The 24,157-nt window shown below is 72.1% G+C and carries 24 protein-coding genes; 3 read left to right on the forward strand and 21 right to left on the reverse strand.

The genetic code is table 11. From position 1 onward, the window contains the following. Positions 1-223: 223 nt before the first annotated feature. The 20 genes from ACFT32_RS16865 to ACFT32_RS16960 all read right to left on the reverse strand — a co-directional run bounded on the left by ACFT32_RS16865 (position 224) and on the right by ACFT32_RS16960 (position 20,079). Entirely contained in the window at positions 224-700 is a 477-nt protein-coding gene (locus ACFT32_RS16865) for a flavin reductase family protein (RefSeq protein ID WP_382489622.1), read from the reverse strand. A gap of 96 nt (positions 701-796) precedes the next feature. Further along, positions 797-1,906 carry an LLM class flavin-dependent oxidoreductase gene (locus ACFT32_RS16870; RefSeq protein ID WP_189722831.1) on the reverse strand — a complete coding sequence of 370 codons (1,110 nt, stop codon included), beginning with the start codon at positions 1,904-1,906 and terminating at the stop codon, positions 797-799. A gap of 63 nt (positions 1,907-1,969) precedes the next feature. After that, entirely contained in the window at positions 1,970-3,235 is a 1,266-nt protein-coding gene (locus ACFT32_RS16875; RefSeq protein WP_382489624.1) for an ATP-grasp domain-containing protein, read from the reverse strand. Further along, positions 3,232-4,575, reverse strand: a complete 1,344-nt coding sequence (locus ACFT32_RS16880) for a PLP-dependent aminotransferase family protein (RefSeq protein WP_382489626.1) — start codon at positions 4,573-4,575, stop codon at positions 3,232-3,234. The genes ACFT32_RS16875 and ACFT32_RS16880 overlap by 4 nt, the downstream gene beginning before the upstream one ends. 53 nt (positions 4,576-4,628) lie before the next feature. Then, the gene (locus ACFT32_RS16885; protein WP_382489628.1) at positions 4,629-4,934 is read right to left on the reverse strand and encodes a YciI family protein; all 306 of its coding nucleotides are present in this window, start codon (positions 4,932-4,934) and stop codon (positions 4,629-4,631) included. Between the two features lie 46 nt (positions 4,935-4,980). Further along, the gene (locus ACFT32_RS16890; protein ID WP_382489629.1) at positions 4,981-5,736 is read right to left on the reverse strand and encodes an SDR family NAD(P)-dependent oxidoreductase; all 756 of its coding nucleotides are present in this window, start codon (positions 5,734-5,736) and stop codon (positions 4,981-4,983) included. A 30-nt stretch (positions 5,737-5,766) separates the two neighbouring features. Then, positions 5,767-7,014, reverse strand: a complete 1,248-nt coding sequence (locus ACFT32_RS16895; protein ID WP_382489631.1) for an MFS transporter — start codon at positions 7,012-7,014, stop codon at positions 5,767-5,769. Continuing rightward, positions 7,014-8,603, reverse strand: a complete 1,590-nt coding sequence (locus ACFT32_RS16900; RefSeq protein ID WP_382489632.1) for a transposase — start codon at positions 8,601-8,603, stop codon at positions 7,014-7,016. The genes ACFT32_RS16895 and ACFT32_RS16900 overlap by 1 nt, the downstream gene beginning before the upstream one ends. 163 nt (positions 8,604-8,766) lie before the next feature. Further along, positions 8,767-9,996 (reverse strand): hypothetical protein, encoded by a 1,230-nt coding sequence (locus ACFT32_RS16905; RefSeq protein ID WP_382489633.1) that lies wholly within the window; start codon positions 9,994-9,996, stop codon positions 8,767-8,769. After that, a complete protein-coding gene (locus tag ACFT32_RS16910; RefSeq protein ID WP_382489634.1) occupies positions 9,993-10,880 on the reverse strand; it encodes an FAH family protein in 888 nt (295 codons plus the stop codon). The genes ACFT32_RS16905 and ACFT32_RS16910 overlap by 4 nt, the downstream gene beginning before the upstream one ends. Before the next feature lie 72 nt (positions 10,881-10,952). After that, positions 10,953-12,098 carry an enolase C-terminal domain-like protein gene (locus ACFT32_RS16915; protein WP_382489636.1) on the reverse strand — a complete coding sequence of 382 codons (1,146 nt, stop codon included), beginning with the start codon at positions 12,096-12,098 and terminating at the stop codon, positions 10,953-10,955. Next, positions 12,088-12,969: an alpha/beta hydrolase gene (locus ACFT32_RS16920; protein ID WP_382489638.1), complete on the reverse strand. Its 882-nt coding sequence runs from the start codon at positions 12,967-12,969 to the stop codon at positions 12,088-12,090. Before ACFT32_RS16920 ends, ACFT32_RS16915 begins: the two co-directional genes overlap by 11 nt. Positions 12,970-13,012: 43 nt before the next feature. Continuing rightward, entirely contained in the window at positions 13,013-14,686 is a 1,674-nt protein-coding gene (locus ACFT32_RS16925) for a GH3 auxin-responsive promoter family protein (RefSeq protein WP_382489639.1), read from the reverse strand. A gap of 154 nt (positions 14,687-14,840) precedes the next feature. Beyond that, a complete protein-coding gene (locus tag ACFT32_RS16930) occupies positions 14,841-15,035 on the reverse strand; it encodes a hypothetical protein (protein WP_382489640.1) in 195 nt (64 codons plus the stop codon). Then, entirely contained in the window at positions 15,032-15,718 is a 687-nt protein-coding gene (locus ACFT32_RS16935) for a hypothetical protein (protein ID WP_382489641.1), read from the reverse strand. Before ACFT32_RS16935 ends, ACFT32_RS16930 begins: the two co-directional genes overlap by 4 nt. A 308-nt stretch (positions 15,719-16,026) precedes the next feature. Then, the gene (locus tag ACFT32_RS16940; RefSeq protein ID WP_382489643.1) at positions 16,027-16,833 is read right to left on the reverse strand and encodes a carbon-nitrogen family hydrolase; all 807 of its coding nucleotides are present in this window, start codon (positions 16,831-16,833) and stop codon (positions 16,027-16,029) included. Between the two features lie 48 nt (positions 16,834-16,881). After that, positions 16,882-17,643 carry an SDR family NAD(P)-dependent oxidoreductase gene (locus ACFT32_RS16945; protein WP_382489645.1) on the reverse strand — a complete coding sequence of 254 codons (762 nt, stop codon included), beginning with the start codon at positions 17,641-17,643 and terminating at the stop codon, positions 16,882-16,884. Positions 17,644-17,686: 43 nt separating this feature from the next. Next, positions 17,687-18,250, reverse strand: coding sequence for a TetR family transcriptional regulator (locus ACFT32_RS16950; protein WP_382489647.1), 564 nt, complete (start codon positions 18,248-18,250; stop codon positions 17,687-17,689). Between the two features lie 198 nt (positions 18,251-18,448). Further along, on the reverse strand, positions 18,449-19,417 hold the full coding sequence (locus ACFT32_RS16955; RefSeq protein ID WP_382489649.1) for an NAD-dependent epimerase/dehydratase family protein: 969 nt from the start codon (positions 19,415-19,417) through the stop codon (positions 18,449-18,451). Beyond that, positions 19,414-20,079, reverse strand: a complete 666-nt coding sequence (locus tag ACFT32_RS16960) for a ScbR family autoregulator-binding transcription factor (protein WP_382489651.1) — start codon at positions 20,077-20,079, stop codon at positions 19,414-19,416. Before ACFT32_RS16960 ends, ACFT32_RS16955 begins: the two co-directional genes overlap by 4 nt. 139 nt (positions 20,080-20,218) lie before the next feature. Here ACFT32_RS16960 and ACFT32_RS16965 point away from each other — a divergent pair, with 139 nt between their 5' ends. After that, positions 20,219-21,151, forward strand: coding sequence for a ScbA/BarX family gamma-butyrolactone biosynthesis protein (locus tag ACFT32_RS16965; RefSeq protein ID WP_382489653.1), 933 nt, complete (start codon positions 20,219-20,221; stop codon positions 21,149-21,151). A gap of 49 nt (positions 21,152-21,200) precedes the next feature. Here ACFT32_RS16965 and ACFT32_RS16970 read toward each other — a convergent pair whose 3' ends face one another. Continuing rightward, positions 21,201-22,121 (reverse strand): LysR family transcriptional regulator, encoded by a 921-nt coding sequence (locus tag ACFT32_RS16970; protein WP_382489655.1) that lies wholly within the window; start codon positions 22,119-22,121, stop codon positions 21,201-21,203. A gap of 116 nt (positions 22,122-22,237) precedes the next feature. On the opposite strand from ACFT32_RS16970, the gene ACFT32_RS16975 reads away from it, so the two are divergent. Continuing rightward, complete coding sequence (locus ACFT32_RS16975; RefSeq protein ID WP_382489657.1) at positions 22,238-23,263, forward strand: DMT family transporter; 1,026 nt, start codon at positions 22,238-22,240, stop codon at positions 23,261-23,263. Next, positions 23,260-24,024, forward strand: a complete 765-nt coding sequence (locus ACFT32_RS16980) for a cyclase family protein (RefSeq protein ID WP_382489659.1) — start codon at positions 23,260-23,262, stop codon at positions 24,022-24,024. The genes ACFT32_RS16975 and ACFT32_RS16980 overlap by 4 nt, the downstream gene beginning before the upstream one ends. The last annotated feature ends 133 nt before the right edge of the window (positions 24,025-24,157 follow it).

Genomic DNA, 24,157 nt, shown 5'->3' on the forward strand with positions numbered 1-24,157 from the left:
GCTGGTCCCGTACCCACGGGCTGGCCTGTGCGAGGGCTGGATTCGGTGCCGGAGCTGGACCGTAGCGGTGACCTGGCTTGTGCAATGGATGGACCCGGGCCGGAGCGGCCGGTGCCGGGCCGTTGCCGGTCCCCGGGCCGGCGCCGGAGGGAGCTGCGCCGGGGTCCTGTCGGGCCGTATCCGGGGGGTATCCCCGAGGGATCCGGGGCGGGAGAGAGACGGGTCAGGCCGCTGCCAGGGCCGTGAAGCGGCCTGCGTGGAAGACCAGGGGGCCCGCCTGGGCCGTCAGGGCGCCTTCCAGGGCCTCGGCGATGACCAGTTCGTGGTCGCCCGCCGGATGGAGCGTGGTGATACGGCAGTCCAGCCAGCCGAGACCGTCGGCGGGAATGGGGTGCCCGGCCCGGGTCGTGGACCAGGCGCCCGCGGCGAAGCGGTCGGCGCCCTTGGCGCTGAACAGGCGGCACAGCTCCGCGTGCTGGTCGCCGAGGATCGTGACCGCGAAGGAGCCGGCCTCGCGGATCGCGGGCCAGGTCGAGGAGGTGTCCGCGGCGCACAGGGCGACCAGCGGCGGGGTGAGGGAGACGGAGGTGAAGGAGTTGACCGCCATGCCCTTGGGGCCTTCGGCCGTGTCGGCGGTGACCAGAACCACTCCCGTGGTGAACCGGCCGAGTATGTCGCGGAACGAGCGTTGCTCCAGCATGAGTTCTTTCCGATCGGGTGGGACGCACGGCCGGGCCGACGGAACGGCCCGACCTGGCGTGACATACGGAGGGCTCGGCGAGGACGCTCCCTCGCGCTACTTCTTCCGGCTGGCGATCGCGAAGTCCACCGCCTCCTGCGGACGGGCCGCCGAGCCGTTGATGCGGGGGGCGACATGGCGGGCCAGCAGTTCCATGCTGCGGTTGGTCTTCTCCCAGGACGTCCAGTCGGCGACGTAGACGAGCAGCGTGCCGAAGCCGCCGGTGATCTCGTGCAGCCGCTCGATGCCGGCGACCACGTCGTCCACCGAGCCGACGAGCGCGCCGCCCGCCTCGACCCGGGCCTCCAGCGCCCTCTCGCGCGGCACGTCGGGGCTGAGGACCTCACGGCCGGCCGCCTTGCCGAAGTACTCGAACAGCCAGCGGTCGTAGCCCTCGCGGACGTCGGCGTACGCCTCCTCGCGGGTCTCGGCCACATGCACCGGCAGCGCGATACGCCACTTGTCGCGGTCCAGGGTCTGCCCGTGCTCGGCGGCGGCCTCCTCCGCGTACTTCCACTGGTGGGCCAGGTTGATGTGCGCGGGGGCACCCGGCGTGAGGAGGGCGAAGGGCAGCGCGAACGAGGTCATGCTCAGCCCGTACTGGCCGATCAGACGCGGGCTGGACTGCGAGGTGCCGGAGGTCGCGACCGCGACCTCGATGCCCTGCGGGCTGAAGCGCGGCAGCTGGAGCTTGGCGTCGCGCAGATCGAACCAGTCCGTCTGCTGGGTGATCCGCTCGTCGCCGTTGACCAGCTCGAGGACCGTCGGCAGGGCCTCCTCCAGGCGGCGGCGCTGCACCGGCTGCTCCAGGCCGAACATCTTCGCGTCGAAGGGCACGCCCGGGCCGACGCCCAGGATGTACCGGCCGCGGGTGAGGTGGTCGAGGTGGACCGCCCGGCTGGCCACATGGAAGGGGTGGTGGCCGGAGAGCGGGACGACGCCGTGGGCCAGCTTGATCTGGGTGGTGCGCTGGGAGGCGGCGGCTATCAGCGTCTCGGGCGCCCCGACCAGGCCCCAGCCCAGCGTGTGGTGCTCGCCGAACCACGCCTCGTCGAAGTTGAGGTCGTCGACGTACTCGACGAGGTCCAGGTTGCGGCGGATCGCGAGGTGCGGGTCCTGGCCGGTCTCGTGGACGGGGGACAGGAAGAGACCGATACGGCTGTGCATGACAGACCTCCGGGAAGCAAGTAGAGAGAACAAATGCAGGGCAGGGCAGGGAGTGGGTGGGGGTCAGGCGACCCGGTACACCGCGTCCTTGAGCGCGCGGACCTTCTCGTAGCCGGCCGTCAGGGCCGTCTCGTCCGGTGCCGTGAGGAACACCCGCATCGAGCTGGTCAGCAGGTCGACCGTGGGCCTGATCCGGGCGCCGGGCGCGTACTTGACCGTCGCGAGGAAGACGCTCTCCAGGCCGCGGATCTCCGCCACGGCCGTCTCGTCGACGGAGTCGACGACACCGTCGAGCTCGGTCGGGGTGTTGTAGACGACGGCGGGCTGAAGCCTCCGGTACGTCCGTCCGGCGTGCTCCGCGAGGAACTCCTCGGGCCGGGTGTACGCCTGCGCGGTGAGCGCCGCCTGGTTGTGGCCGAGGCACACGTCGTGGAAGGGGGCGTTGATGTTGCCGTTGAGGCGGGTGCCGATCTCGACCAGGACGGGGCCCTCGTCGGTGACGATGACCTCGGCGTGGGCCGGCCCCCAGGCGACGCCGAGGGCGGCGAGGACCTCGTCGACGTACGAGGTGAGCTCGGCGACCACCGGGTTGTCGTCCGGGTCGGCGAGGAGGTCGCGGTTGTAGATGTTCTTGCCGGACGGCAGCAGCGTCTTCTCGTACTCCCAGACCCCGCAGACATACCGCTCGCCGCCGCGGCTGACGGTGTCGACGATGTACTCGGTGCCCTTGAGATAGGCCTGTACGAGGATCTCGGTGTTGGCGAGGCCGAACATGTTCGGGGCGTCGAGGACGCTCCGGGCGGCGGCGCGGACCGCGTCGGGGCCGTCGCAGACGAAGACGCCGTCGGAGGCCGCCGAGCTCAGCGGTTTGACGACCACCGGGTAACTGCCGTGCTCCTCGGCCCAGCCGACCGCCGCGTCCAGGTCGTCGGTCTTGAGCTGCCGCGCGCAGCGCACCCCGGCGCGGCGCAGCGTCTCGATCATCTCGTACTTGTCGCGGCGGGCCGGGGACAGCGCCGAGCCGTTGGAGGGGACGCCGACCGCCTCGCTCAGCCGGTCGGCGAGCGGCACGGACGACTCCTGGCCGGCGATCACGCACACGGGGGCGAGGGCGCGCAGCCGCTCGACGAGGGCGTTCTCGTCGCCGTGTCCGGCGATGTTCTCCCGGTAGGCGGGCAGGTCCGGCGGTGCCATCGCCGGGATCAGCTCCGGGGTGGACTGGACGTGGACGACGTCCGTGCCGTACGCGGCGAAGGCGGCGGGGTAGAAGTTGCCGGCGGAGTAGCCGTCGACGATCACCGCCACGGGGCGTGTGGGGCTGTTGCTCATGAGGTGGCCTCCGGTTCGGACGTGGATTCGGCCTCGATGAAGCGGGCCAGGCGGGCGATGCCCTCGCGGATCGCGGCGGGGGTGAGGTTGCTGAAGCCCAGGCGCAGGGCGCGTTCGCCGCTGCCGTCGAGGTGGAACATGCTCATCGGCGCCCAGCTGACCGCGTAGTCGCGGGCCGACCGTTCCATGGCGACGAGGTCGGCCTCGAAGGGCACCTCGACGACCAGGAAGAAACCGCCGCGCGGCCGGTTCCAGCGCACGCCGTGCTCCGCGTACCGCTCGGGCGGGAAGTGCTCGGCGAGGGCGTCGAGGGTGGCGGCGAGCCGCTCCTGGTAGACGGCGGCCAGGTCACGGGTGGCGGAGCGCAGGTCGTAGCCGGCGTCGACGAGGATGCCGCCGATCGCGGCCTGGGAGAGCGAGGACGAGCCGACCGTGAACATCGCCTTGGCCTTGGAGAGTTCCTGGGCGAGGGTGCGCCGGGTGCCGTCGTCGCCGACGACCTCCCGGTCACCGACCAGATAGCCGAGGCGGGCGCCCGGGAACGCGGACTTGGCGAAGGAACCGAGGTAGACGACGTCACCGCGGGTGTCCAGCGCCTTGAGCGTCGGCAGCCTCTCCTCGTCGCTCGCGAAGAGCCCGTACGGGTTGTCCTCCAGGATGGTGAACCCCTCCTCGGCGGCCAGCTCGAGCAGCCGCCGCCGGGCCTCCAGCGGTACGACCGTGCCGGACGGGTTGGAGAAGTCGGGGACCAGGTAGAGCGCGGCGGGCCGCTTGCCCTCGGCACGCACGGCACGCACGGCGGCGGCCACGGCCTCCGGTTCGAGCCCGTGGGGCCCCTCGGTGATGCCCTTGACCGGAATGTCCAGCATGCGGGCGGCGCCGCGAATGCCGACGTACGCCGGGGAGACGGACAGCAGCACGTCGTCGGGCGACCGGAACAGCCCCCGCAGGGCGACGAGCGCCGCCTCCTGGAAGCCGTGCGTGATCATGATCGCCTCGGGCGCGACATCGATGTCCTCGTCCTTGGCGAGCATGCGGGCGACCTCTTCCTGGATGAACCCGTTGACGGGTCCGTACTGGAAGTGCAGCCGGGTGACGCGCTGCTCGGGCACCCCCTGCTCCCGCAGGTGCGCGATGTACCGGTCGACGTAGTACGAGAGCTTCGCGAGGTTGTGCGTACCGTCGTGGGGCGCCCCCGACGAGAACGACAGCGCCTCGGGGAACTTCATCGCCGTCTCACTGAGCAGCCGCATCGAGTCCATGCCCGGATCGACGATCCCGGCGTGCAGGGCTTCCCGGCGCAGGGGGGTGGGGGTTTGCTGAACTGGCGTCACGAGCACGTCAGTCGGTCCTTTCGGGGAGGCTTGCTTCATTACGGGGAGGGGCGGAGGGCTCAGGCCGCGGCCTTTTTCTCCGACGCCGCGGCCCACGTGCCCTTGCCCGGCGCCCACTGCCGGATACGAACCCGGCAGACGATGCCGCCCTTGACGTAGGGCTCGGCGTCCAGGACCTCCTGGAGGCGGTCGCGGTCCTCGGCCTCGTAGATCAGCAGGCCACCGTTGATGTCCTGGAGCGGCCCGGCGAGCAGCAGTACGCCGCTGTCGGTGAGGGCCCGCAGATAGTCGGTGTGGGCGCGGTGCAGATGCTCCCGGCCGGCACGGTCGACGTTGTACTCGAACTCGACGACGAACTTCGCCATGGTTACCTCCGGTGTCACTGGGCGTGGGACGGTGTGCGGGCGGGACTCACATGTAGATGCCGCCGTTGATGTCGATGACGGACCCGGTCGAGTAGCCGGCGCTCTCGGAGCAGAGGTGCAGCACGCTGCCGACGGCCTCGGCGACGGTGCCGTACCGGCCCATCGGCAGCTTGGCCAGGACGGCCTGCTGCTGCTCCGGGTCGCGCCGCTCGAACGCCCCGGCTACCCGCTCGGTGGCGATGGGCCCGTGGGCGACGACGTTGACCACGACCCCGGTCGGGGCCAGCTCGAACGCCAGCTGCTTGGTCATGCCGATGACGGCGGCCTTGGCGGCGACGTACGCGGCGTTGTTGAAGCGGCTGTACGTACGGCCGCCCGCCGAGGCGAAGTTGACGATGCGGCCGTAGCCGTCGGCGGCCATCCGCGGGGCGCACACCTTGACCGCGATCCAGCTGCTGACCACGTTCTCCAGGAAGGACTCGTCGAAGTGGTCGGTGGTGAGGTCGGCGTAGCCGATCACGCGGGTGTCGCCGCCGACGCCGTTGACGAGGATGGACGGGGCGAACCGGTCGACGATGTCGGTCAGTTGGCGCTCCGCCGCCGGGATGTCGGTGATGTCACCGACGACGGTCTCGACCTTGGTGATCCGGCCCAGCTCCTCGGCGAGCCGGCCGACGGCCTCGGCGTCCCGGTCGAACAGGACCAGCGTGTGGCCCTCCTCGGCGAGCTCGCGGGAGACCTCCTTGAGGATGCCGCCGGCGGCGCCGACGAGGAGTGCGGTGCGGGGGGTGGGTGCGGGCATGGTGGGTCACCTTGTCTCTCGGGTCGGGCTTTACGGGGTGGTCGCTCGGGCGGTGGTGACGGACTCGGTGTCGGAGGCGGAGCCGGAGCCGGGCTTGGTCACGAACCCGGCCAGCCGGGGCAGCAGGGCGAAGCCGGCCGCCACCGCGAGCCCCAGGCCGAGGACGGACATCCACAGCGGCCCGTAGCCGTGGGAGTGGGCGAGGGCGAGTCCGGCGGGACTGCCGACGACGAACGCCGCGTTCCAGGCGAAGAAGTACGAGCCCTGGTAGGTGCCGCTGCGTCCGGCCGGGGCCCGGTCGGCGATGAAGGTGGCGGACATCGGGGCCCACAGCACCTCGCCGAGCGTCCATACGACGGTGGCGACGGTGAAGGAGACCATGCCGCCGGCGAGGGCGTTGCCGCCGAAGCCGAGGGCCATGAACACGGCCGCCAGGATCAGCGGGACGTGGGCGCGCAGCCCGCCGACCAGGCGGGGCACGAGCGGGAGCAGCAGCACGGACAGTACGGCGTTGACGGCGAGGACGAAGCCGATGTCCCCGGTGGTCAGCCCGCTGGCCCGCATGTCGAGCGGCAACGCGGAGTTGACCTGGAGGTAGATGCAGGCCAGCAGGAAGGTCAGGAGGAGGAAGGCGACCAGGACGGGGGTCCGGAAGGGTTCGGCGATCCCGCGTGCGGCCGCCTTGAGGGCCGCCGCGGCCCCGGTAGGCCGGTCAGCGCCGTGCGCGGGCGGCTGATCGGCGGGCACCGCGAAGACGAGGGCCGCGTAGACGAGGCTGGAGGCCGCCCAGACGACGAAGAGGGCACGGGGGCTGACCTCGAGCAGGAAGCCGGAGAAGACGGGGCTCAGCGACATGCCGATGTTGAAGCCGACGAGGAAGAGGCTGTACGCCTTCGAGAACTGCTCCTGCGGAACGATCGTGGAGATCAGCCCGGCCCCGGCCGGCCGGTCGACGGACGACAGGAACCCGGTGATCAGCGACAGCGCGCACAGGGCGACGACGTTCTCGGCGACGGCGAAGAGCAGGGCCATCACGGCGGTGACCGGCTGGGCGGCGATGATGGTGCGACGCGGCCCGATCAGATCGGCGACCGCCCCTCCCACCAGCCCGGACAGCACGACACCGGCACCGAAGAGCCCGACGACGAGCGGGGTCGTGCCCGGGGCGACGAGCCCGTCCTGCTCCATGTAGAGCACGAGGAAGGCAGGGGCGAGCGTCCCGAGCCGGCTGACGGTCTGCCCGAACCACAACAACCAGAACGCTTTGGGAAGGGCCATCAGGATTCCGTTCGTATCGGGGTGGGGAGCGGGTGCGAGGGGCGTGCGGGGGGTTGGGGTGGGACGGCGAGGGTGCGTGTCGGGGGCCCGGGGAGCCGGGCGGGTGGCGCAAGAACCACCGGAGTCCACGCCGAAGCCGTGTCAGCTCGGCCGAGTGGCGCGGGAGTCCGTACCGGGGCCGTGTCAGCTCGGCCGAGTGGCGCGGGAGTCCGTACCGGAGCGCCGGCAGCGCGCGTCGAAGCCGCCGGAACCCCCGCCGCAACCCCCGCCGCAACCCCCGCCGGAACCCCCGAGACCCGCTCAGGAGCCCCGCTGGCCTGCGCCGATGTCTCAGCCGTCCGCGCCGGAGCAGCTGGGGCTCGCCCGGGTGCCGTGAGCGCCCGGGCCGGGGCCCCGGCGGCGCGCCCCGGGGCCGTGCCGGCCCGTCCGCCTGTCGTCGAAGTCCGTGCCCGGTGCGGAGGGCGGGCGGTGCGTGGCCGGGGCGACGCATGGGCCGGGGTGCCGGGCCGCGTCGGGGCGGAGCCGAGCGTGCGGTAGGCGAAGGCGGCGGAGACCAGGGTCTTGTGGTGGTGCCAGCCGGCGTACGAGCGCCCCTCGAAGGCGCGCAGACCGAAGTCGTCGGCCAGCCGCTCCACCGTGTCGACGGCACCCGCGTGCAGCCGGGCCAGCGCCAGCACCTCGCGCGGCGACCTGTCCACGAGATCCGTGACCCAGATCCGGCCGCCTCCGGACTCGCCGATCAGCCGGAGGGCGACGGGGATGCCGGGGAGGCGGACCACCCCCGTCGCCACTCGCGCCGGGTGGTCCGTGAGGAGGCTCCGCGCGGTCACACCACCGGCGTCCGCACCGGCCCCGGCACGAGAGCCCGGCCCAGCGAGAGCCGCGCGGTCCGGGTGCACCACAAAGTCATCGGGTACGGCCACGACGAACCGCCGCCCCCGGCCGGCGAGCCCGCCCGCCAGCGCGGCGGTGTCCGCGACCCCGAGCAGGTCGGCGACGACCGGCACCCCGCCCGGGCCGGACCCGTCCACCAGGTCCAGCGCCAAGGCATCAGCCGACCCCGCGGCCGGAACCGAACCGGCCCGCCCGCGCGCCTCCGCGTCCTCGGCCCACCGCCCGGGCAGCAGCAACCGCCAGTCGACCGGAACCGACCCCTGCTCCACCGCGAGGAACGCCCCGATCCCGACCTGGCAGTTGACCGTACGTCCGTCCCGCGGGACGAAGCGGCGGTGCACTCCGCAGGAGCGGTCACCCCGCTTGGGCAGCACCGCCGTACCGATGACCAGGGCACGCGGCCGGGACCGCCGTACCACCCAGTCGGCCAGGCGGGCGCGGACCGGCTCCCAGTCCCAGGGGCTGGCGTTGACGAACTGGTGCAGGGCCTGGGCCGCCGTGGCGGAGTCCGAGGCGGAGGCCGCGAGCCGGCGCACCGTCTTGCGACCCGGCGTCACCAGCAGGCCCCGCGTGTAGACATGGGCCCATCCGCGCTGGTCGGCACGGGGCAGCCGTTCGAAGATCTCCGCGATGAAGGCATCGAAGGCGCCCGAGGAGGAGCGGTGCGCGGAGGGTCCGCTCCGCCTGGGAGCCACCCTGGAAGACGCCCTCACCATGACGCGTTCCCCTTCCTCTGGACTGGGCGGGCCCCGCCGGTTCGAAGCCTGCCCTCAAAAAATAGAGAACGAACTCTTTGTTTTCAATTGAAGGGACCACTTCCAGCTACGACTTTGAGGAGTCCGCACCCCCGCAGGGCTCTCACCTGCGGTCGAGCAAAAGCATGGCGTCAGTCAACTCCCGCTGTGCCACCGCCACCCAAGGCGCCCCGACGGCCAGCCCCACCGACAACGCCCCCTTGAACGACGACAGATGCAGCGTGCCGTCGAGCGCCCCGGCCCCCGGGGCCGCCACGGTCCGGAACCCCGTGACCCTCTCCGCGTGCGGCCCGAGCGCGGTGTCCACCGAACCGGCGTCGGTCACCCGCAGCTCCGGCCCTCCGGCCCCCTCCGCCTCCCGTTCCACGGCCCGGCGGATCGCGGTGTGCCCCCGCCGCTCCGGGCGCCAGTCCCGCCCGGCCGAGCACAGCACCTCCGCGTGGCCCCGGGCCCGGCCCACGAGGTCGCCCCCCGCACCCACGGCGTCGCGGCCGGCGCCGCCCGCCCGCAGCCGCGCCCGCACCACGCCCAGCACACACCCGGGCTCGCTGATCAGCGCCCGCTCGGCGTAGCGCCGGCGCAGGGACACCGCCCTGGCGACCGTGACCTCCCGGCGGCCGCTCTCCCGGGCGAACGCGTCGGCCAGCACGGTCGCCAGGAACCCGCCGACCGTCAACCGCCGCGCACCGCACCAGTCCCGCAGCCGCCGGGTCTCCTGCGGACCGAGGTCGAGGGTCACACCCCCACCCTCACGAACCACCCCGGCCGGACGCCCACGCCCCGGCCCCGGCCCTGTTCCTCCTCTGTGCGACGCCGGAGCCCGCCGGGCCGGCCCCGGCACGCACATCCCGCAGACCCCACCGCTCTCGTAGGTCAGCTCGTCGGTGTCCGGCGGCAGCTCCTCCTCCCCGGCACAGGCGCCCGGAACGCCGAACAGGGCGTCCAGCAGCGGCCGTACGAGACGCCCGACGGAGTAGCCGTCGCAGATCGCGGGGTGCAGGCTGAGGGAGAAGCAGGTCGCTCCCTCCGAAGCCCGCCCGACCCGCAGCCCCCACAGCCGCTCACCATCCGGCGACACGGGCTCCCCCTGCCGGAACCACAGCCCCGCGCCCCCGGTGTCCTCGATCCGCAGCGACAGCAGCGGCAGCCTCCTGAGCCACAGCTCCACGGCGGCCTCCACCCGCTCCGGCGAGAACACGCCGTTCACCGTGAAGGAGGTGGTGAGCCCGCCCCCGCCCCGCTTCAGCGCATGGGTGTACGCGAACGTCGCCTCCGTGGCGCTGAGCCTGCGCACCCCGTCGACCGGGGCGTGCCCCCGCCCACCGCCGCTCACGATCCCTCGCGCGCGGCGGCCGCGAGCGTCGGGGACGCACATCGCACGGTGTTCGACAGCGTGACTCCGTGGCTCGCGAAGTCCAGGGTGACGCGGTCGCGGTCGGCCATCCGGAAGCCGTCGTGGAAGCTGCTGCGGTCGGCGCCGATGTAGACGTAGTGCACACGGCCGGGGGCGAGCAGAGCGTCGTAGGAGAACAGCTCGGACATGATGTCGTCGAGCCCGTAGTGCAGGGCCTTGGTGCCGGTGGTGAACTCGCCCCGCCAGCACGGCTCGCCGTCCCGCTCGATCGTGACGTGCCCGGTGACGTGGCGCGGCGGTTCGTCGAGGAAGAGCCAGGGCGCGACGGCCGCGTCGCACAGCTTGGCGTACGAGAGGTGTCCCCGGTGGCGGCGGAAGCGGCCGATGTCCGTGAGGTCGTTGCCGAAGGTGTAGCCGACGTACCGGGGGACGCCGTCCGCGTCGGTGACGTAGACGAGGACGACCTCCGCCTCCTCGGTCAGCGCGATGGATCCGACCGGTGCGCGCAGTTCCTCCCCGGAGGTCCTCAGCACATCGCCGAGGCCCTTGAGGAACCAGTTCGGCTGGGACGGGGTGTCCGCGTCCACCTTGACGTTGTGGGTCTGCATGAAGCCGCCGACGGCCGCGTCACCGAGGTGGTCGGGCAGCAGCGGCGGGCGGAAGGAGACGGAGTCGCGTTCGCTCACGGGAACGGTCACCGTCTCGGAGGCGGCGAGGAGCACGGCGACGTCACCGCCCTCGGTGAGCAGCTTCCCCAGGTTCCGGTCCGTGAGCGGCGTGAGGCTCAACGGCTGGTCGTCCTTGGGCAGTCCGAGGCCGAAGTATCGGTCACCCCGGTAGGTGCATTCGAACAGTACGGTCATGATGTTCCCGCCTTTCGGGCATGGGTGTGGTGGGGAATGTGGGTCGGTGGTGTGCGAGTGGGAAGAGGCGGCTCAGAAGTACTTCACGGCCCAGCGCTCCGCGCTCGCGGCGAGGTCCATGCCCCAGCCGGTGCCGTCCGCCGGGGCCAGCGTGTTCGTGTGGCGGTCGACGGCCGGGGGCGGGGCGACGATCATCTCCGGGAAGAAGCGGTCGGACTGCCCGGCCTCGACGGTGAGCGCGTCCGGGTGGCCGAAGGCCAGTGCCCGGCCGGAGTTGATGAGCGGGCCCACCTCGGCGACCTGGACCCCGAACTGGAAGCGGACGCCGTTCTCCCGGGCGTAGGCGACGAGCCCGGCGGCCGGCAGCGGCCCCCCGTTCTTCGACACCCGGATGTTGAACGCGTCGCAGGCCCCGGACTCGACCGCCGTGCGGGCGTCTTGGGCCGTGCACACCGACTCGTCCAGCATGATCCGCAGCCCGCCGTCGCGGCGCAGCGCGCGCAGCGCCTCCCACGAGCCCTTGGGCAGCGGTTCCTCCACATAGTCGACGCCGGCCTCGCGCAGCCGGTGGGCGTGGTCGACCGAGTTCTCGGGCGTCCAGCACATGTTGGCGTCGACCATGATGGGTACGTCGTCGCCGACCTTGTCGCGGATCGTCCGGACGGTACGGGCATCGTGCTCGATGTCGTCCGACGCCTTGATCTTCACGAAGTGGAAGGGCCCCCGGGTGGCGAGGAACTCCTCGGCGTCCAGGCTGAGGTCCAGCACCTGCGAGACGGGCAGCGACCGGCGCCCCTCGTCGGTGTCGCCCGGCAACAGCTCCCGCGCGCCCAGCCCCGACCGGCGCCCCAGCCAGTCCAGAACCGCCGTCTCCAGCAGGCAGAGCAGGTTGTTGCCGCCGTCGATCCCGAAGGTCCGCGCGAAGCCGTCCCGGTGGAGCAGCTCCAGCAGCTCTTGCGGATCCCGGCCGGTCATAAGCGCGAACACCGCGTCGAAGTCGACCTGTTCGAGCGCCGTGCGCACACTCGCGGTGGTCTCCCCGGTGACGTACGACCGGGGCGCGCACTCGCCGATGCCGTCCACGCCGTCGGCCGAGAGCCTCAGGACCAGGCTGTCGGAGGTACGGCGCCGGGCGGCGGGATGGTCGAACGGCGTCCGCATGGGCAGCTCGACGTGGTACAGCCGGGCCTGTCCGGACCTCCCGGCCTCAAGCGCCACGGTTCACCCCCTGGAGCAGGGTGTACGTCGACGTCCAGTCGACCAGGTCGCCGCTGACGCCGGTGTAGAAGAGGTAGTGCTTGTCGGTGGGGAACTTCATGATCGAGCCGCGTCCGGAGACAAGGTCCTGGAAGACGGAGTGCGCGGCGTCGAGGTCCACGATCGGGTCGGTCATCCCGGAGACGAAGGTCGCGGCGGGGGCCGCCGGGCTCAGGCGTCCGCGCGTCAGATAGAGCCGCTCCAGTTCCAGCAGCACCGCCCGCGACCGCCGCGTCAACTGCCGTACCGCCAGGTCGTCGTGGTCGATGAAGTGCTGGTACTTGACCTCGTCGGTGAAGTCGCCGGCCTTCAGCCCCGCGTCCCACAACTCCTCGCTCCCGCTCGCCGCGACGGCCTCGCGGGCGTCCGGGTCGAGGGTCGCGTGCATCCGGCCGAGCCAGGACGAGCAGAAGACGGCGGCGTCGTACGAGGTGGTGAACCCCTCGTACGCCATCAGGGCCGCCATGAAGGAGCCGCCGAGGCAGTGCCCGAACAGGGACAGGGGCACGGTGTCGCCGATCATGTCCCGGACGAACGCGACGGCCTCCGCGTAGTCGCCGAGGACGGTGTCGACGTCCGGTATCTCGTGACGCGGCCCGGGGCTTATGCCGCTGCCGCGCCGGTCGAGGACGAAGAACGCGATGTCGTTGTCGGCGAACTGCGGGCCCACTTCCCACAGCCACCCGGCGTGGCTCTGCAGCCCGTGGAAGTAGAAGACGGCTCCCTTGATCTGCTCCGGCCGCCACAGGTGCAGTGCGAGCCGGGTGTCGCCGCAGGGCAGGTCGATGATCTCGCGGCGGGTGTTCTGTGGGGGCCTGAGGGTCTCCAGCATGGTCAGCTCTCCTTGATCGGTAGTGAGTGGGTGAGGGGCGGTGTCAGTCGGCGAGGATCGCGTCGACGAAGTCGATGTCCTTCTGGAACGGCTTGTACTTGTACTGAGTGGCGTTGCCGCCCTGCCGCCGCGACTCGACGTACGCGGCGATCGCGCCTTGCGCCACGGTCCGCACCCGGAGCGCGGCGAGCCGTCCGCTGTCCCGCTTCGAGGCGTACTCGATGTTGATGACGGACAGTTCGCGGTCGATCGCGGCGGACAGCACCCGGTCGAGGTCCGCTCCGGGTTCCGGTACCTCGACGACGACCGTGTAGGACGGCGGCTCGTCCCAGCGCGGCCCGCACATGTACAGCCCGGTGTCGAGCCCGCTGCCTTCGAGCCCCTGCCGGATGGCCTGGGTGACCTGGCCCTCGGTGATCTTCTCGCCGGTGAAGGAGTGGAAGACGCCGTCGCGGTGGGTGAAGTGGACCCAGGGCGTGCCGTCCGCGATCCGGTCCACGCGGTAGATGTCACCGGTCCACAGCCGGTAGAGGCCGTTCCCCTGGGACATGATCAGGTGGTAGTCGCGGCCTGCCTCGACCTCGTCGTACAGCAGCGTCTCGACCTTCTCGCCGGCGTCGAGGAGCGCGCCGAGCGGTACGTCGGCGGGGACGAACTCGAAGTACGCCTGGCTGATGGCGAGCGGCTGGCTCTCCAGGGTGTCGTCCACCGGGATGGTGGTGACGCCCTCGGTCCCGCAGCTCATGAAGGGCAGCTTGGCGACACCGGGCAGCACGGCGTCCAGACGCGGCCGGTACAGCTCGGCGGAGGCCGACAGCCAGCAGCTGTACAGCGTCAGCGACGGCCAGAGGTCCACGAGGCTGAACTCGCCCTTGTCCAGGACCTGTTCGAGGTGCAGCGCGGCCTTCTCGTCGGGCTCGGTCCACGGCCTGCCCTGGAGGGTGCCCTCGCGCAGGTCGCGCACCAGCTCGGCGCCGTGCTCGGCGATCAGGTCGCGCAGCGAGACCAGGGTGCTGGGATTGATCGCCGAGATGTAGTGCAGGTCCTTGCCGACGAGGTGCCGTACGCGGTGGTACATCCGCCCGGCGTGGCTGGTGGGCGTGTCGGGGCCGAACCACGGCGACTCGTACCACGGCGGGTTCCAGTCCCGGCTGTTGATCTGCGGATGCCGGTTGCTGATCGCCTGGTGCTCGACGCCGTGCACGAAGTCGTACACGTCCTCGCGGACCGTCTGGGTGTCGAGGGTGGCGAAGGGGTGGGCGAGGATCTCGGGGTGGTGTTCCAGGTAGGTGCCCCACATCGCCTTCATCGCGGGGATGCGGTACTTGAGCAGCCAGTGCAGCGTGTACGGGACGCGCTTGGGGGTGCCCGTCGTGCCGCTGGTCTTGAGCCAGCGCAGTACGGGGCTGCACGACAGGATGCCGCCCTTGGTGCGGGTCTCCCGGTCGATCTGCTCGACGAAGTCGTTGTAGCGCATGATCGGCAGCACCGCCCGGAAGGTCTCCGGGGCGGTGGCGACGGCGTCGTACCCCTGCTCCTTCCAGTGCAGCGAGGCGGCGCCGATGTCGATGAGGTCGTCGAGGACACGGGCCTGGGCGGCGCCGGGGTCCTTCAGATCGGCGAGCAGGTTCTCACGGGCCCGGAAGCACTCCTCGACGAAGGGGTCGCGCCGGTCCTGCCAGTGCTGCTGCCATTGCGATGTCTGGTACGTCTCCATGGCTGTCTCTCCTCGAGGGCGGTGGCGGCGGCCCGTTTTCGGGCATGCCGAAGGGCCGCGCGGCGGTGGCCGAACGGTGGGGTGGGTGCTATGGGCTGGGTGCTATGGGATGGGGCGGTCTTCGGTGCGGGGAGGGTCTCTACGGGGTAGAGGGCTACGCGCCGCTCTCCCCGGCCGCGAGCGCTGCCAGCTCGTTCAGGTCGTACAGGGCCTGGCGTTTGGTCCCGTACCGGGTGATCTTGCCGCGTCGGGCCCACTGGCGGATCGTGCCCTCGCGGACGCCGAGGGCGAGGGCGGCGAGCGAGGTGGGGACGCGTTTGCCGCGCGGGGCACGCAGGTCGTCGTTCATCCCGACTCCTTGGTCTCGAGCGTTGACTGACGGTGATTCATGAGAAGCCACTGGCGTGGCGAGAGCACATGCCCCGCGCCGCACATCGGTCCGCGCAGCACCAGGTCGTCGCCGCCGCGCCCGGGGAGCGACACCTCGGCGTCGCAGCCCGGCTCCACGCACCGGCCGAGCGGTACGAGCTCGGGCTTGGGCGGCGCGACGACGAGCCGCAGGGCGGCGGCGGTGCGGGCGATCTCGTCGGCCGCCGGGCCCGCGGCGGGGTGGGCGGCCAGGAAGTCGATGTGCCGGCCGAGGAAGGCGGCCAGAGCTGGGACCGTCCGCTCCGGCGGGGCTCCGGCGGCCGGGTCCTCGTCCAGGACGAGCCGGGCCCAGGAGGCCAGTCGTACGACGGCGTCGTGCCGGGCGTCCAGTGCCGCGTCGCTCACGGGCGGCGCGTCCGGCCGGTGGCCCGTGACCCGGGCGAGGCCCCCCTGCCGTGCGGGGAGTACGAGCCGCTGCTCGCTCTCGTGGTGGAGCGCGGGCAGGGCGGTCAGATCGGCCGCGAGGGCGCGTTTGCAGGGACCGCAGAGCCGGGCACCGGGAGCGGCGGGCCTGCGTCGCAGACCGTCGGAACGGGCCGCACGGCGGCAGCGGTTCGACGCGCACCGCTCCGGGCGGGGATGCGAGGGAGTCGGGTCGGCCATGGTCACTGGTCGCCTCACCTTCGGGAGACAAGGAGATGCGGGAAAACCGGGAAGCGGGGCGGTGCGGAAGCGGAACCCCGGAAAACAAAAAAGCGCCGCTCGACGGCGACGCGATGGCAGTGCGAAGGCTCCTGGAAGTGGGCAGACTGCCTCGCGAAAGAGTGTTACACGTCTGCCTTGTGGGCCGCAAGAGGCCACCGGAAAATATCCAACAAGTTTGTTCCGCCTGGTAGTTGGCCGCGCACAGACGACAGGTGCCGTCCGCCCCGGCACTCGCGGGGCGGACGGCACCTGTCGCCGAGGGCCGGTCAGCCCGGCGTCGGCACACCGAGAACACGGTCGCGAAGGGCGGGGAACTCGGCACGGGTCTTCGCGACGAGCGCCGGGTCGAGGTCGACGACGAGGGTCTCCTCTCCCGCCCCGGCCTCGGCGACGACCTCGCCCCAGGGATCGACCACCACGCTGTGGCCGGCCTGTTCCACCCCGGCGTGCGTACCGGCCGTACCGCAGGCGAGGACGTACGCCTGGGACTCGACGGCCCGTGCGCGGGCCAGCAGCGACCAGTGGGCGCGACGGGTGGCGGGCCAGCCGGCCGGGACGACGAACAGCTGCGCGCCGGCGTCCACCAGGAGCCGGAACTGCTCGGGGAAGCGCAGGTCGTAGCAGGTGGCGAGCCCCGCCGTCAGCTCCGCAGGGCCACCCTCGTCCAGCGTGACGGTGACGGTCTCCTCACCCCGGCCCAGCAGGGCGGCCTCGCCCCGGTCGAAGCCGAAGCGGTGGATCTTCCGGTACGTCCGGCGCAGCCGGCCGTCGGGCGCGAAGACGAGGGAGGTGTTGAACAGCGCGTCGCCCGGGCCGTGTTCGATGATCGAGCCCGCGTGCAGCCAGACCCGAGCCTCGGCCGCTGCCGCGCCCATCGCCCGGGCCGTGGGCCCGTCCAGGGGCTCGGCGTGGGCGCGGAACTCGTCGAAGGCGAACGCGCCGACCGTCCAGAGTTCCGGCAGGACCACCAGGTCGGCGGTGTGCTGTTCACGAACGAGACCGGCCACGCGGGCACGCCGCTCGGCGACGGGTTCGTCCGGTCGTACGGCGATCTGCGACAGCGCGGCGCGCACGGGGTCTCCTTTGAGGTGTGGTGCGGCCCGGGAGGGCCGGGTGTGGGGTCAGCGCAGGTGCGAGGCGCCGTTGACGTCGATCACGGCACCGCTGCACCACTCGGCCCGCTCACCGCTGAGCCAGGCCACGGCGGCGGCGACGTCCGAGGGCGCGGCGATCCTGCCGAGCGGGCTCTGGCGGCGCACCTGCTCCTCGGCATCCCCGACGAGCATGCTTTCCGCCAGGTCCGTACGGACGAAGCCCGGGGCCACGGCGGTCACCGCGATGCCGAGCGGGCCGAGGGACTGGGCGAGCGACTGGGTCAGCGAGTGCAGGGCGGCCTTGGTGGCGCCGTAGGCCGGGGCGTCGGGTTCGCCCCGGTAGGCGCCGCGCGAGCCGACGTTGACGATGCGGGCGCCCCGCGGGCCCTGCGGCCGCCGCTGGAGGTGGTCGACGAGGTGCCAGATCAGGTCGGCGGGTCCGAGCAGGTTGACGTCGACGAGACGCCGCCAGTCGGCCTGCCAGTCCTCGTACGAGGTGGTGGCGACGGGCTGCTCGGAGTAAACGCCGGCGTTGTTGACGAGGACGTCCACGGTGCCCAGTTGCCCGATGGCGGACTCGATGACCTCGCGGGCGGCGCCCGGTGTGCCGACATCACCGGTGACCAGGGCGTGGCCGGTGCCGGGCAGGGCGTCAAGGACGGCCTTCGCGGCGGCGGTGTCGGCACGGCAGTGCACGGCCACGCGGTGTCCGTCGGCGGCGAGTTCGGTCGCGATGGCGGCCCCGATGCCCCGGGAACCACCGGTGACGAGCGCGCAGCGTCGAGTCATGGGATGAGCCTTTTCGTCGGATCGGTCAGAAAGAACAAGGGGATCAGCGAGGCCCGGCCGGACACTCCTTCGAGGAGTGCACCAGGGCCCACAGACACTTCAGTTGGGCCTGTACCTCCGCGCCGGTGCGCCCCGCCCGCAGGGCCGCCTCCGCGCCCGCCGTCAGATAGACCGCCAGCAGTTCCAGTTCGTCGGGTGCGGGACGGGCACCGGCCGCTTCCCGGGCCGCCGCCACCAGCTCCCGCAGGGCTGCCCGCCAGACGGTGTACCAGTGGGACGGGACGGCCTGTTCCCGGGTGAGCCGGGCCGCCGCACGGACGCTGACCTCCTGCTCCAGCAGCCGGGCCACCTCGAGGGTGAACTCGGCGACCGGCGGGAGGGGTCCGGCCGGTTCGAGCCGGGCGAGCGCCTCGCCGGTGAGGGCCTCGGCCTCACGGCAGACCGCGGTGGCCAGGTCCGCCTTGGCGGGGAAGTGGAAGGTGAGTGCTCCCATCGTCGCCCCGCAGGCCCGGTGCACGGCGGACAGCGAGGTACCGGCGTACCCCTGCCGGTCGAACTCGACGGCCGCCGCCGCGATCAGTGCCTGACGGGTACGTTCCGCTCTCACCTGCTTCACCATGGGCTTGACCTCTGCATCCATCACGGGAAATGACCCCCACGGGCCCGCCGGGACGGGGGCTGGGGGACGGGGGAGGACGAAGGCCACGCCCCCAGTCCTGTGAACGTACCGCCGCTTTCCCCCGCGGACGCCTCCCGTGCCCAACCCCGCAACCACTTGGCCAAGTCGGGCGCGTCCGCCTTGACTTCAGCCGGCGCGCAAGTGCTCCCGGTACCAAGCCGCCGCCCCGTCCAGCCGCTCCAGCGGTCCCGGCCCGGGGGCGCGGCCGGTGAGCCGCCAGATCTGCTCGCTCTCGTACCAGTGGTCCCGCGCCAGCAGGGCGAACTGCCGCTCGCTCATACGCCCCGGCGTCTCCCGCAGCCGCGCGAGGCACTTCTCCCAGTCCCAGTCGTCGGCGCCGGCCGACGGCAGTACGTCCAGTTCGGCGAGCCTCGCCATGAGGTCGCCGTTGCGCACCGGCACCGGATGGCTGGCGTGGTGGACACCGGAGGCCACGGCGCCGCTGTCCGGTGCCGTGACCAGGGCGGCGACGAGGCGGGCCAGGTCGTCGACGTCCACGGCGGAGAGCAGTCCGTGCCCACCGTCCCAGCGGGCCGGCACCCGCCGGAGCAGTTCGCCGAGCGCGGGCACGACCCAGCGGTCCCCGGGGCCGAGGACCAGCCCGGGGCGCAGGACGACGGCCCCCGCGTCGAGCGCGATCCGCTCGGCCGCCAACCGCGTACGGCTGGCCGCCGACACGGGCGCGGGCACGACCCCGTCGACGGGGATGCCGCGGTGCGGACCGGGCCCGTACACCGCCGCCGTGGACAGGTGGACGACCCGCCCCACCCGCGCACGCCGTGCCTCGTCGACGATCGCCCGGGTGCCGCCGACGTTCGTCCGCTCGCACTCCTCCGCCCCGCCGGAGACCCGGCAGGCGAGGTGGACGAGGACGTCCGTACCGTTCGCCGCCCCATGGAGCGAGGCGGGGTCCGTCAGGTCCGCGCACACCCACTCCACGCCCGCCCGCTCATCCATGCCGGCGGGAACGGCGCGGGCTACGGCTCGCACCTCGACCCGCCGCCCGTCGGCCCCGCTTGCGCCCAGCAGCCGGCGGAGGACCGCCCGCCCGACGAACCCGGTCGAGCCGGTCAGCAACACCCGGACACTTCTCATGAAGCCGCACCCTCCCCAGGCTCCGCCTCCACCACCGATTCCCCCGCCGTCTCCCCGTTCCCCGGGAACTCCAGCGAGTCGACGATCTCCGCCGGCGCGATGGCCGGCAACAGACATCGCAGCATGTTCTCTATGCGCGCGGGCAGGTCGGACCGGTTGGTGGAGATGCGGGACATGATCTGCGTACCGGTGTACGAGGCGACGATCACCTGGGCGAACGCGGCCTCGTCCACCTCGGGCTTGAGCTGGCCGAGTTCACGTGCCTCGGCCAGATGGGTGCGGAACTGCTCGGACCACCAGTCGTAGATCGAGTAGTCGAGCAGGTTCACCTCGCTCTGCTCGACGGCGAGCCGGACGCCGGCCCGGAACAGCACGTTGGAGCGCATTTCCACGGCCAGGTACTGGCACACGTCGATCAGCTGCTGCAGCCCCTTCTTGCCCTGGGGCCACTGCAGTTCGGCGGCCTGGTCGACGATGACCGCGCGGGCCAGTTCTTCCTTCGACTTGAAGTGGAAGTACATGGCTCCGGTCGTGATGCCGGCTCTCTGCAGGATCGCGTTCAGACCCGCGCCGTGGTACCCGGCCTGGTCGAACACCTCCGCGGCCGCGTGAATGAGCGCGGCCCGAGTCCGTTCCGCGCGCTCCTGCCGTTGCCTTGCCATCGGCAGACTCCCTCAACCCGTAGACAAACAAAAAGAACGACCTCTATTTTATTCACGTCGGCGCCGTCCTGTCACCGGGAGCGCCTTCGCTTCACCTGCGCGTGCCCAGAAGAGAGTCACCGCATCAGGGGGGAACACCATGTCCATCAGCCTTGCCCAGCACGGCGTCGGAAATCGTTTTGAGACGGTTTCGCCTGTTCTCACGCACAAGACGAACCAGGACGAAGTACTGCTGCGCAGCTGGCGGCGGACCGCGCCCGACGCCTTCACGGTCACGGCCGCCTGGCCCGCCACCCACCCGTTCTACGTCAACCGCCTGGGTCTGCACGACCCCCTGATGCTCAGCGAGACCGTACGCCAGACGCTGCCGCTGCTGTCCCACGGCGCCTACAACGTGCCGTTCGGCCACCAGCTGCTGTGGAAGGACTTCAGCTGGACGCTCGACCCGGCCGCCGCTCACGCCGACGGGGGGCCGGCCGAGCTGGAACTGCACATCACCTGCGACGAGGTGACCTACCGTCGTGAGCGGGCGTCCGCGATATCCCTGAGAGTCGACGTCGAGCGCGACGGCCGCCCGCTGGCCTCGGTGCGCTCGCGCTTCACCGTCCAGGACCGCACCGTCTACAACCGGCTGCGCGGCCCGTACGCCGACGCGGCGGCGGCCACCGCGCGCGCCGTGCCGCTGCCGCCTCCCGCGGGCCTCACCCCCTTCGGCCGCGACCGCTTCGAGGACGTGGTGCTCGCCGCGACCGACCGGCCCGACCGCTGGCAGCTGCGGGTGGACACGACCCACCCCATCCTCTTCGACCACCTCGTGGACCACGCCCCGGGCATGCTGCTGCTGGAGGCCGCCCGCCAGGCGGCGCTGGCCACGGCCCACCCCGACACGGTGACGGTCACCGGCATGGAAACCGACTTCGTCCGGTACGCCGAGATGGACATCCCCTGCTGGCTGGAGGCGGAGCAGCTCGCGGACCCGGACCAGGTCAGGATCAGCGCCCGGCAGCACGGCAAGGAGATCTTCGCCAGCGTGGTGACCCTGGCCGCCGCACCCACCGTCCACCGCGTCTGACATGTTCCTCTTCCGTCCTCGCCGCCGACCCGCGCCCCTTGGGCAGCGGTCAGTCCGCCCCGGGTCCGCCGGGCGGGCCGGCGGTGACGGCCGCGTCCCGCAGCGCGTCCAGCAGGCCGCGCATGGCGGGCTGTTCGAGGGCGGTCTCCCGTGCGGCCGCCGAGATCACCCGGATCGGTTCGGGGTTGCGGACCGGGCGTACGACGACGCCGGGGTGCCGGTTGCGCAGTCCAAGACCCGGCATCAGACCGACGCCGAGACCCGCCGCGACGAAGCCCTGCGCGGTGGCGTAGTCCTCGCTCTGGATGACGAAGTCGGGGCTGAAGCCGGCCGCCGCACAGGAGTCGATGACGGGTTCGAGGCAGGGGCCGGGGGGTTCGCTGCCCACCCACTGCTCACCGGACAGCTCATGGAGGTCGACGACTTCCTTGCCGGCGAGCGGATGACCGAGGGGCAGTACGGCGGCGTACGGGTCGTCGAGGAGGTGGACGAGCCGGAAGCCGTCGCCCGCGCGGTCATGGGTCCGGACGACCACGGCCAGGTCGGCCCGGCCCCGCACCACCTCCTGGAACGGGTCCTCCGGGTCGGTGAGTTCGAGGTCGACGCGGACGCCGGGGTGCTCGGCGCGCAGCCGGGCCAGGGCCGGAGCCACCAGGGTGGAGCCGGCCGTGGCGAAGTAACGGACCGACAGCCGGCCGGTGCGCCCGGCGCGGAGGTCCGCGAGGGCGGACTCCGCCTGGGCGACCGCCGAGCTGATCAGGGCCGCGTGCTCGGTGAGCAGCAGCCCCGCGGCCGTCGGGCGCACCCCTCGGCCGACCCGCTCCAGCAGCGCCGTGCCGGCCTGCTTCTCCAGTGCCGCCACCTGCTGGCTGACGGCGGACGGTGTGTAGCCGAGGTGAGCCGCGGCGGCGGTGACCGTGCCGCTGGTGACCACCGCGCGCAGGACCTGGAGCCGCCTCACATCGAGCATGTAGCCGAGCTTAACAGAATAGGTAGAACCATTTGCTTGTCCTCAAAGCTTGACTGAGGCACCTTCGTAGGAGCGGGACGAGAACGCATCGAGGCCCATGGCAGGGAGGAACCATCGTGAACAGCGGTACGCGGAGTCTGTGGGGCGGATTACGGGTGGCCGTGCTCGCCCTGCTGTGGGGATCGACCTTCCTCTGGATCGAGTTGGCGCTGCGCGGGCTCTCCCCGCTCCAGGTCACGTTCGCCCGCTGCGCCCTCGGCGCGCTGGTCCTCGTCGTCGCCTGTTACGCGACGGGGCATCGGATGCCCCGGGGTATGACCGTCTGGCGGCACATCGCCGTCGCGGCCTTCTTCTGCAACGCGCTGCCCTTCGCGCTGTTCAGCCTGGGCCAGCAGACGGTCGACTCGGGTCTGGCGGGTGTGCTGAACGCCACGACCCCGCTCTGGTCGATCGCCCTCGGTCTGGCCCTCGGCTCGGAGCGCGGACTCCGTCCCGTACGGGTGGCCGGCCTTCTGCTGGGCTTCACCGGGACGATCGTGATCTTCGCCCCCTGGCAGACGACCGGGGCGACCGGCTGGGGCGCCCTCGCCATCCTCGGCGCGGCCGCCAGTTACGCCGTCGCGTTCACGTACATGGGCCGCACGCTGGTCCGCAGGGGCACCCCCACCCTCTCGCTCTCCGCCGCCCAGCTCGTGGCGGCGAGCGGGCTGACCGCGCTCGCGATGCCGGTGGGCGGCCTGGAGTCGATCGACGTCGGTCCGGCCGTCGTGATCGCGGCCGTCGTCCTGAGCGTCTTCTGCACGGCGATCACCTTCCACCTCACCTACCGGATCATCAACGACGAGGGCGCCACCAACGCCGCCGTGGTCGGCTATCTGCTGCCGGTCGTCTCCGTCCTGCTGGGCGCGGTCGTCCTGGGCGAGAGCCTCAGCGCGCGGGTGGTGCTGGGCATGGTCGTGGTCCTCGTGGGCGTCGGGCTGACACGGAGGAAGGCGGCGGTGGGTTCGGCGTCGGCTTCGGTTTCGGGGGACGGGGGGCGTGGCTCCGGGGTGCCGACCGGCGAGGCGGGGGCCTCCGGGAAGGGGGCCTCTGAGCAGTCTGTCCCCGAGGAGCCCGGCACGCTCCTGGAGAACGCCCGGTGACCCTCGGTGAATCCGAGCCCCGGCTGTGGTCGGCGTATCGCGCGCTGACCGAGAAGGCGGTCTTCACGGACCTCACCCACGCCTTCCGGCCGGGGCAGCCGCATTTCCCGGGCTTCGGGGACGAGCGGCGCGAGACGCTCTTCGACCTGGAGCGCGGCGACGGTTTCACGGTCCACCGCTACACGCTGGTCGGCCAGTGGGGCACGCACGTCGACCCGCCCTCCCACTTCGTGCCGGGGGCCCGCGCGCTGGACCGTGTCCCGGTCGAGGAGATGATCCTGCCGCTGGTGGTCCTCGACATCGCCGCCCGGGTCGAGACCGACCCCGACGCCACACCCACCCTGGACGACGTGAGGTCGTGGGAGGAGCGCAACGGCCGTATCCCGTCCGGTTCGTTCGTCGCCCTGCGCACCGGGTGGAGCCGGCGCTGGCCGGACCCGGTGGCGCTGGCCAACCGGGACGAGGCGGGCGTCAGCCATACACCGGGCTGGTCGGCCCAGGTGCTGCGATATCTGTTCGAGGACGCGGGGGTCACGGCCATCGGTCACGAACAGTCCGACACCGACCCGGGCCTCGCCGCCTCCGCGGGTGACTACAGCCTGGAGGCGTACGTCCTGGGGCGTGACCGCTGGCAGATCGAGCTGCTGGCCAACCTCGACCGGGTCCCCGAGGCAGGGGCGCTGATCATCGCCACGTGGCCCAAGCCACAGGGCGGTTCGGGATTCCCGGCGCGGGTGTTCGCCGTGCGTCCGGCGGAGTAAGCGCGTCCCAGGGGTGCCGTGGCAACGGCCGGGGCCGCCACCCCCCACAGGAGAGGCCCCGGCCGTCACGCGGCACGGACCGCGCGGCGGCCCGTACTTCCTACAGCGCCATGTCTGCGTTTTCTGTCACACC

The sequence above is a fragment of the Streptomyces sp. NPDC057002 genome, assembly GCF_042673825.1.
Lineage (GTDB): Bacteria > Actinomycetota > Actinomycetes > Streptomycetales > Streptomycetaceae > Streptomyces.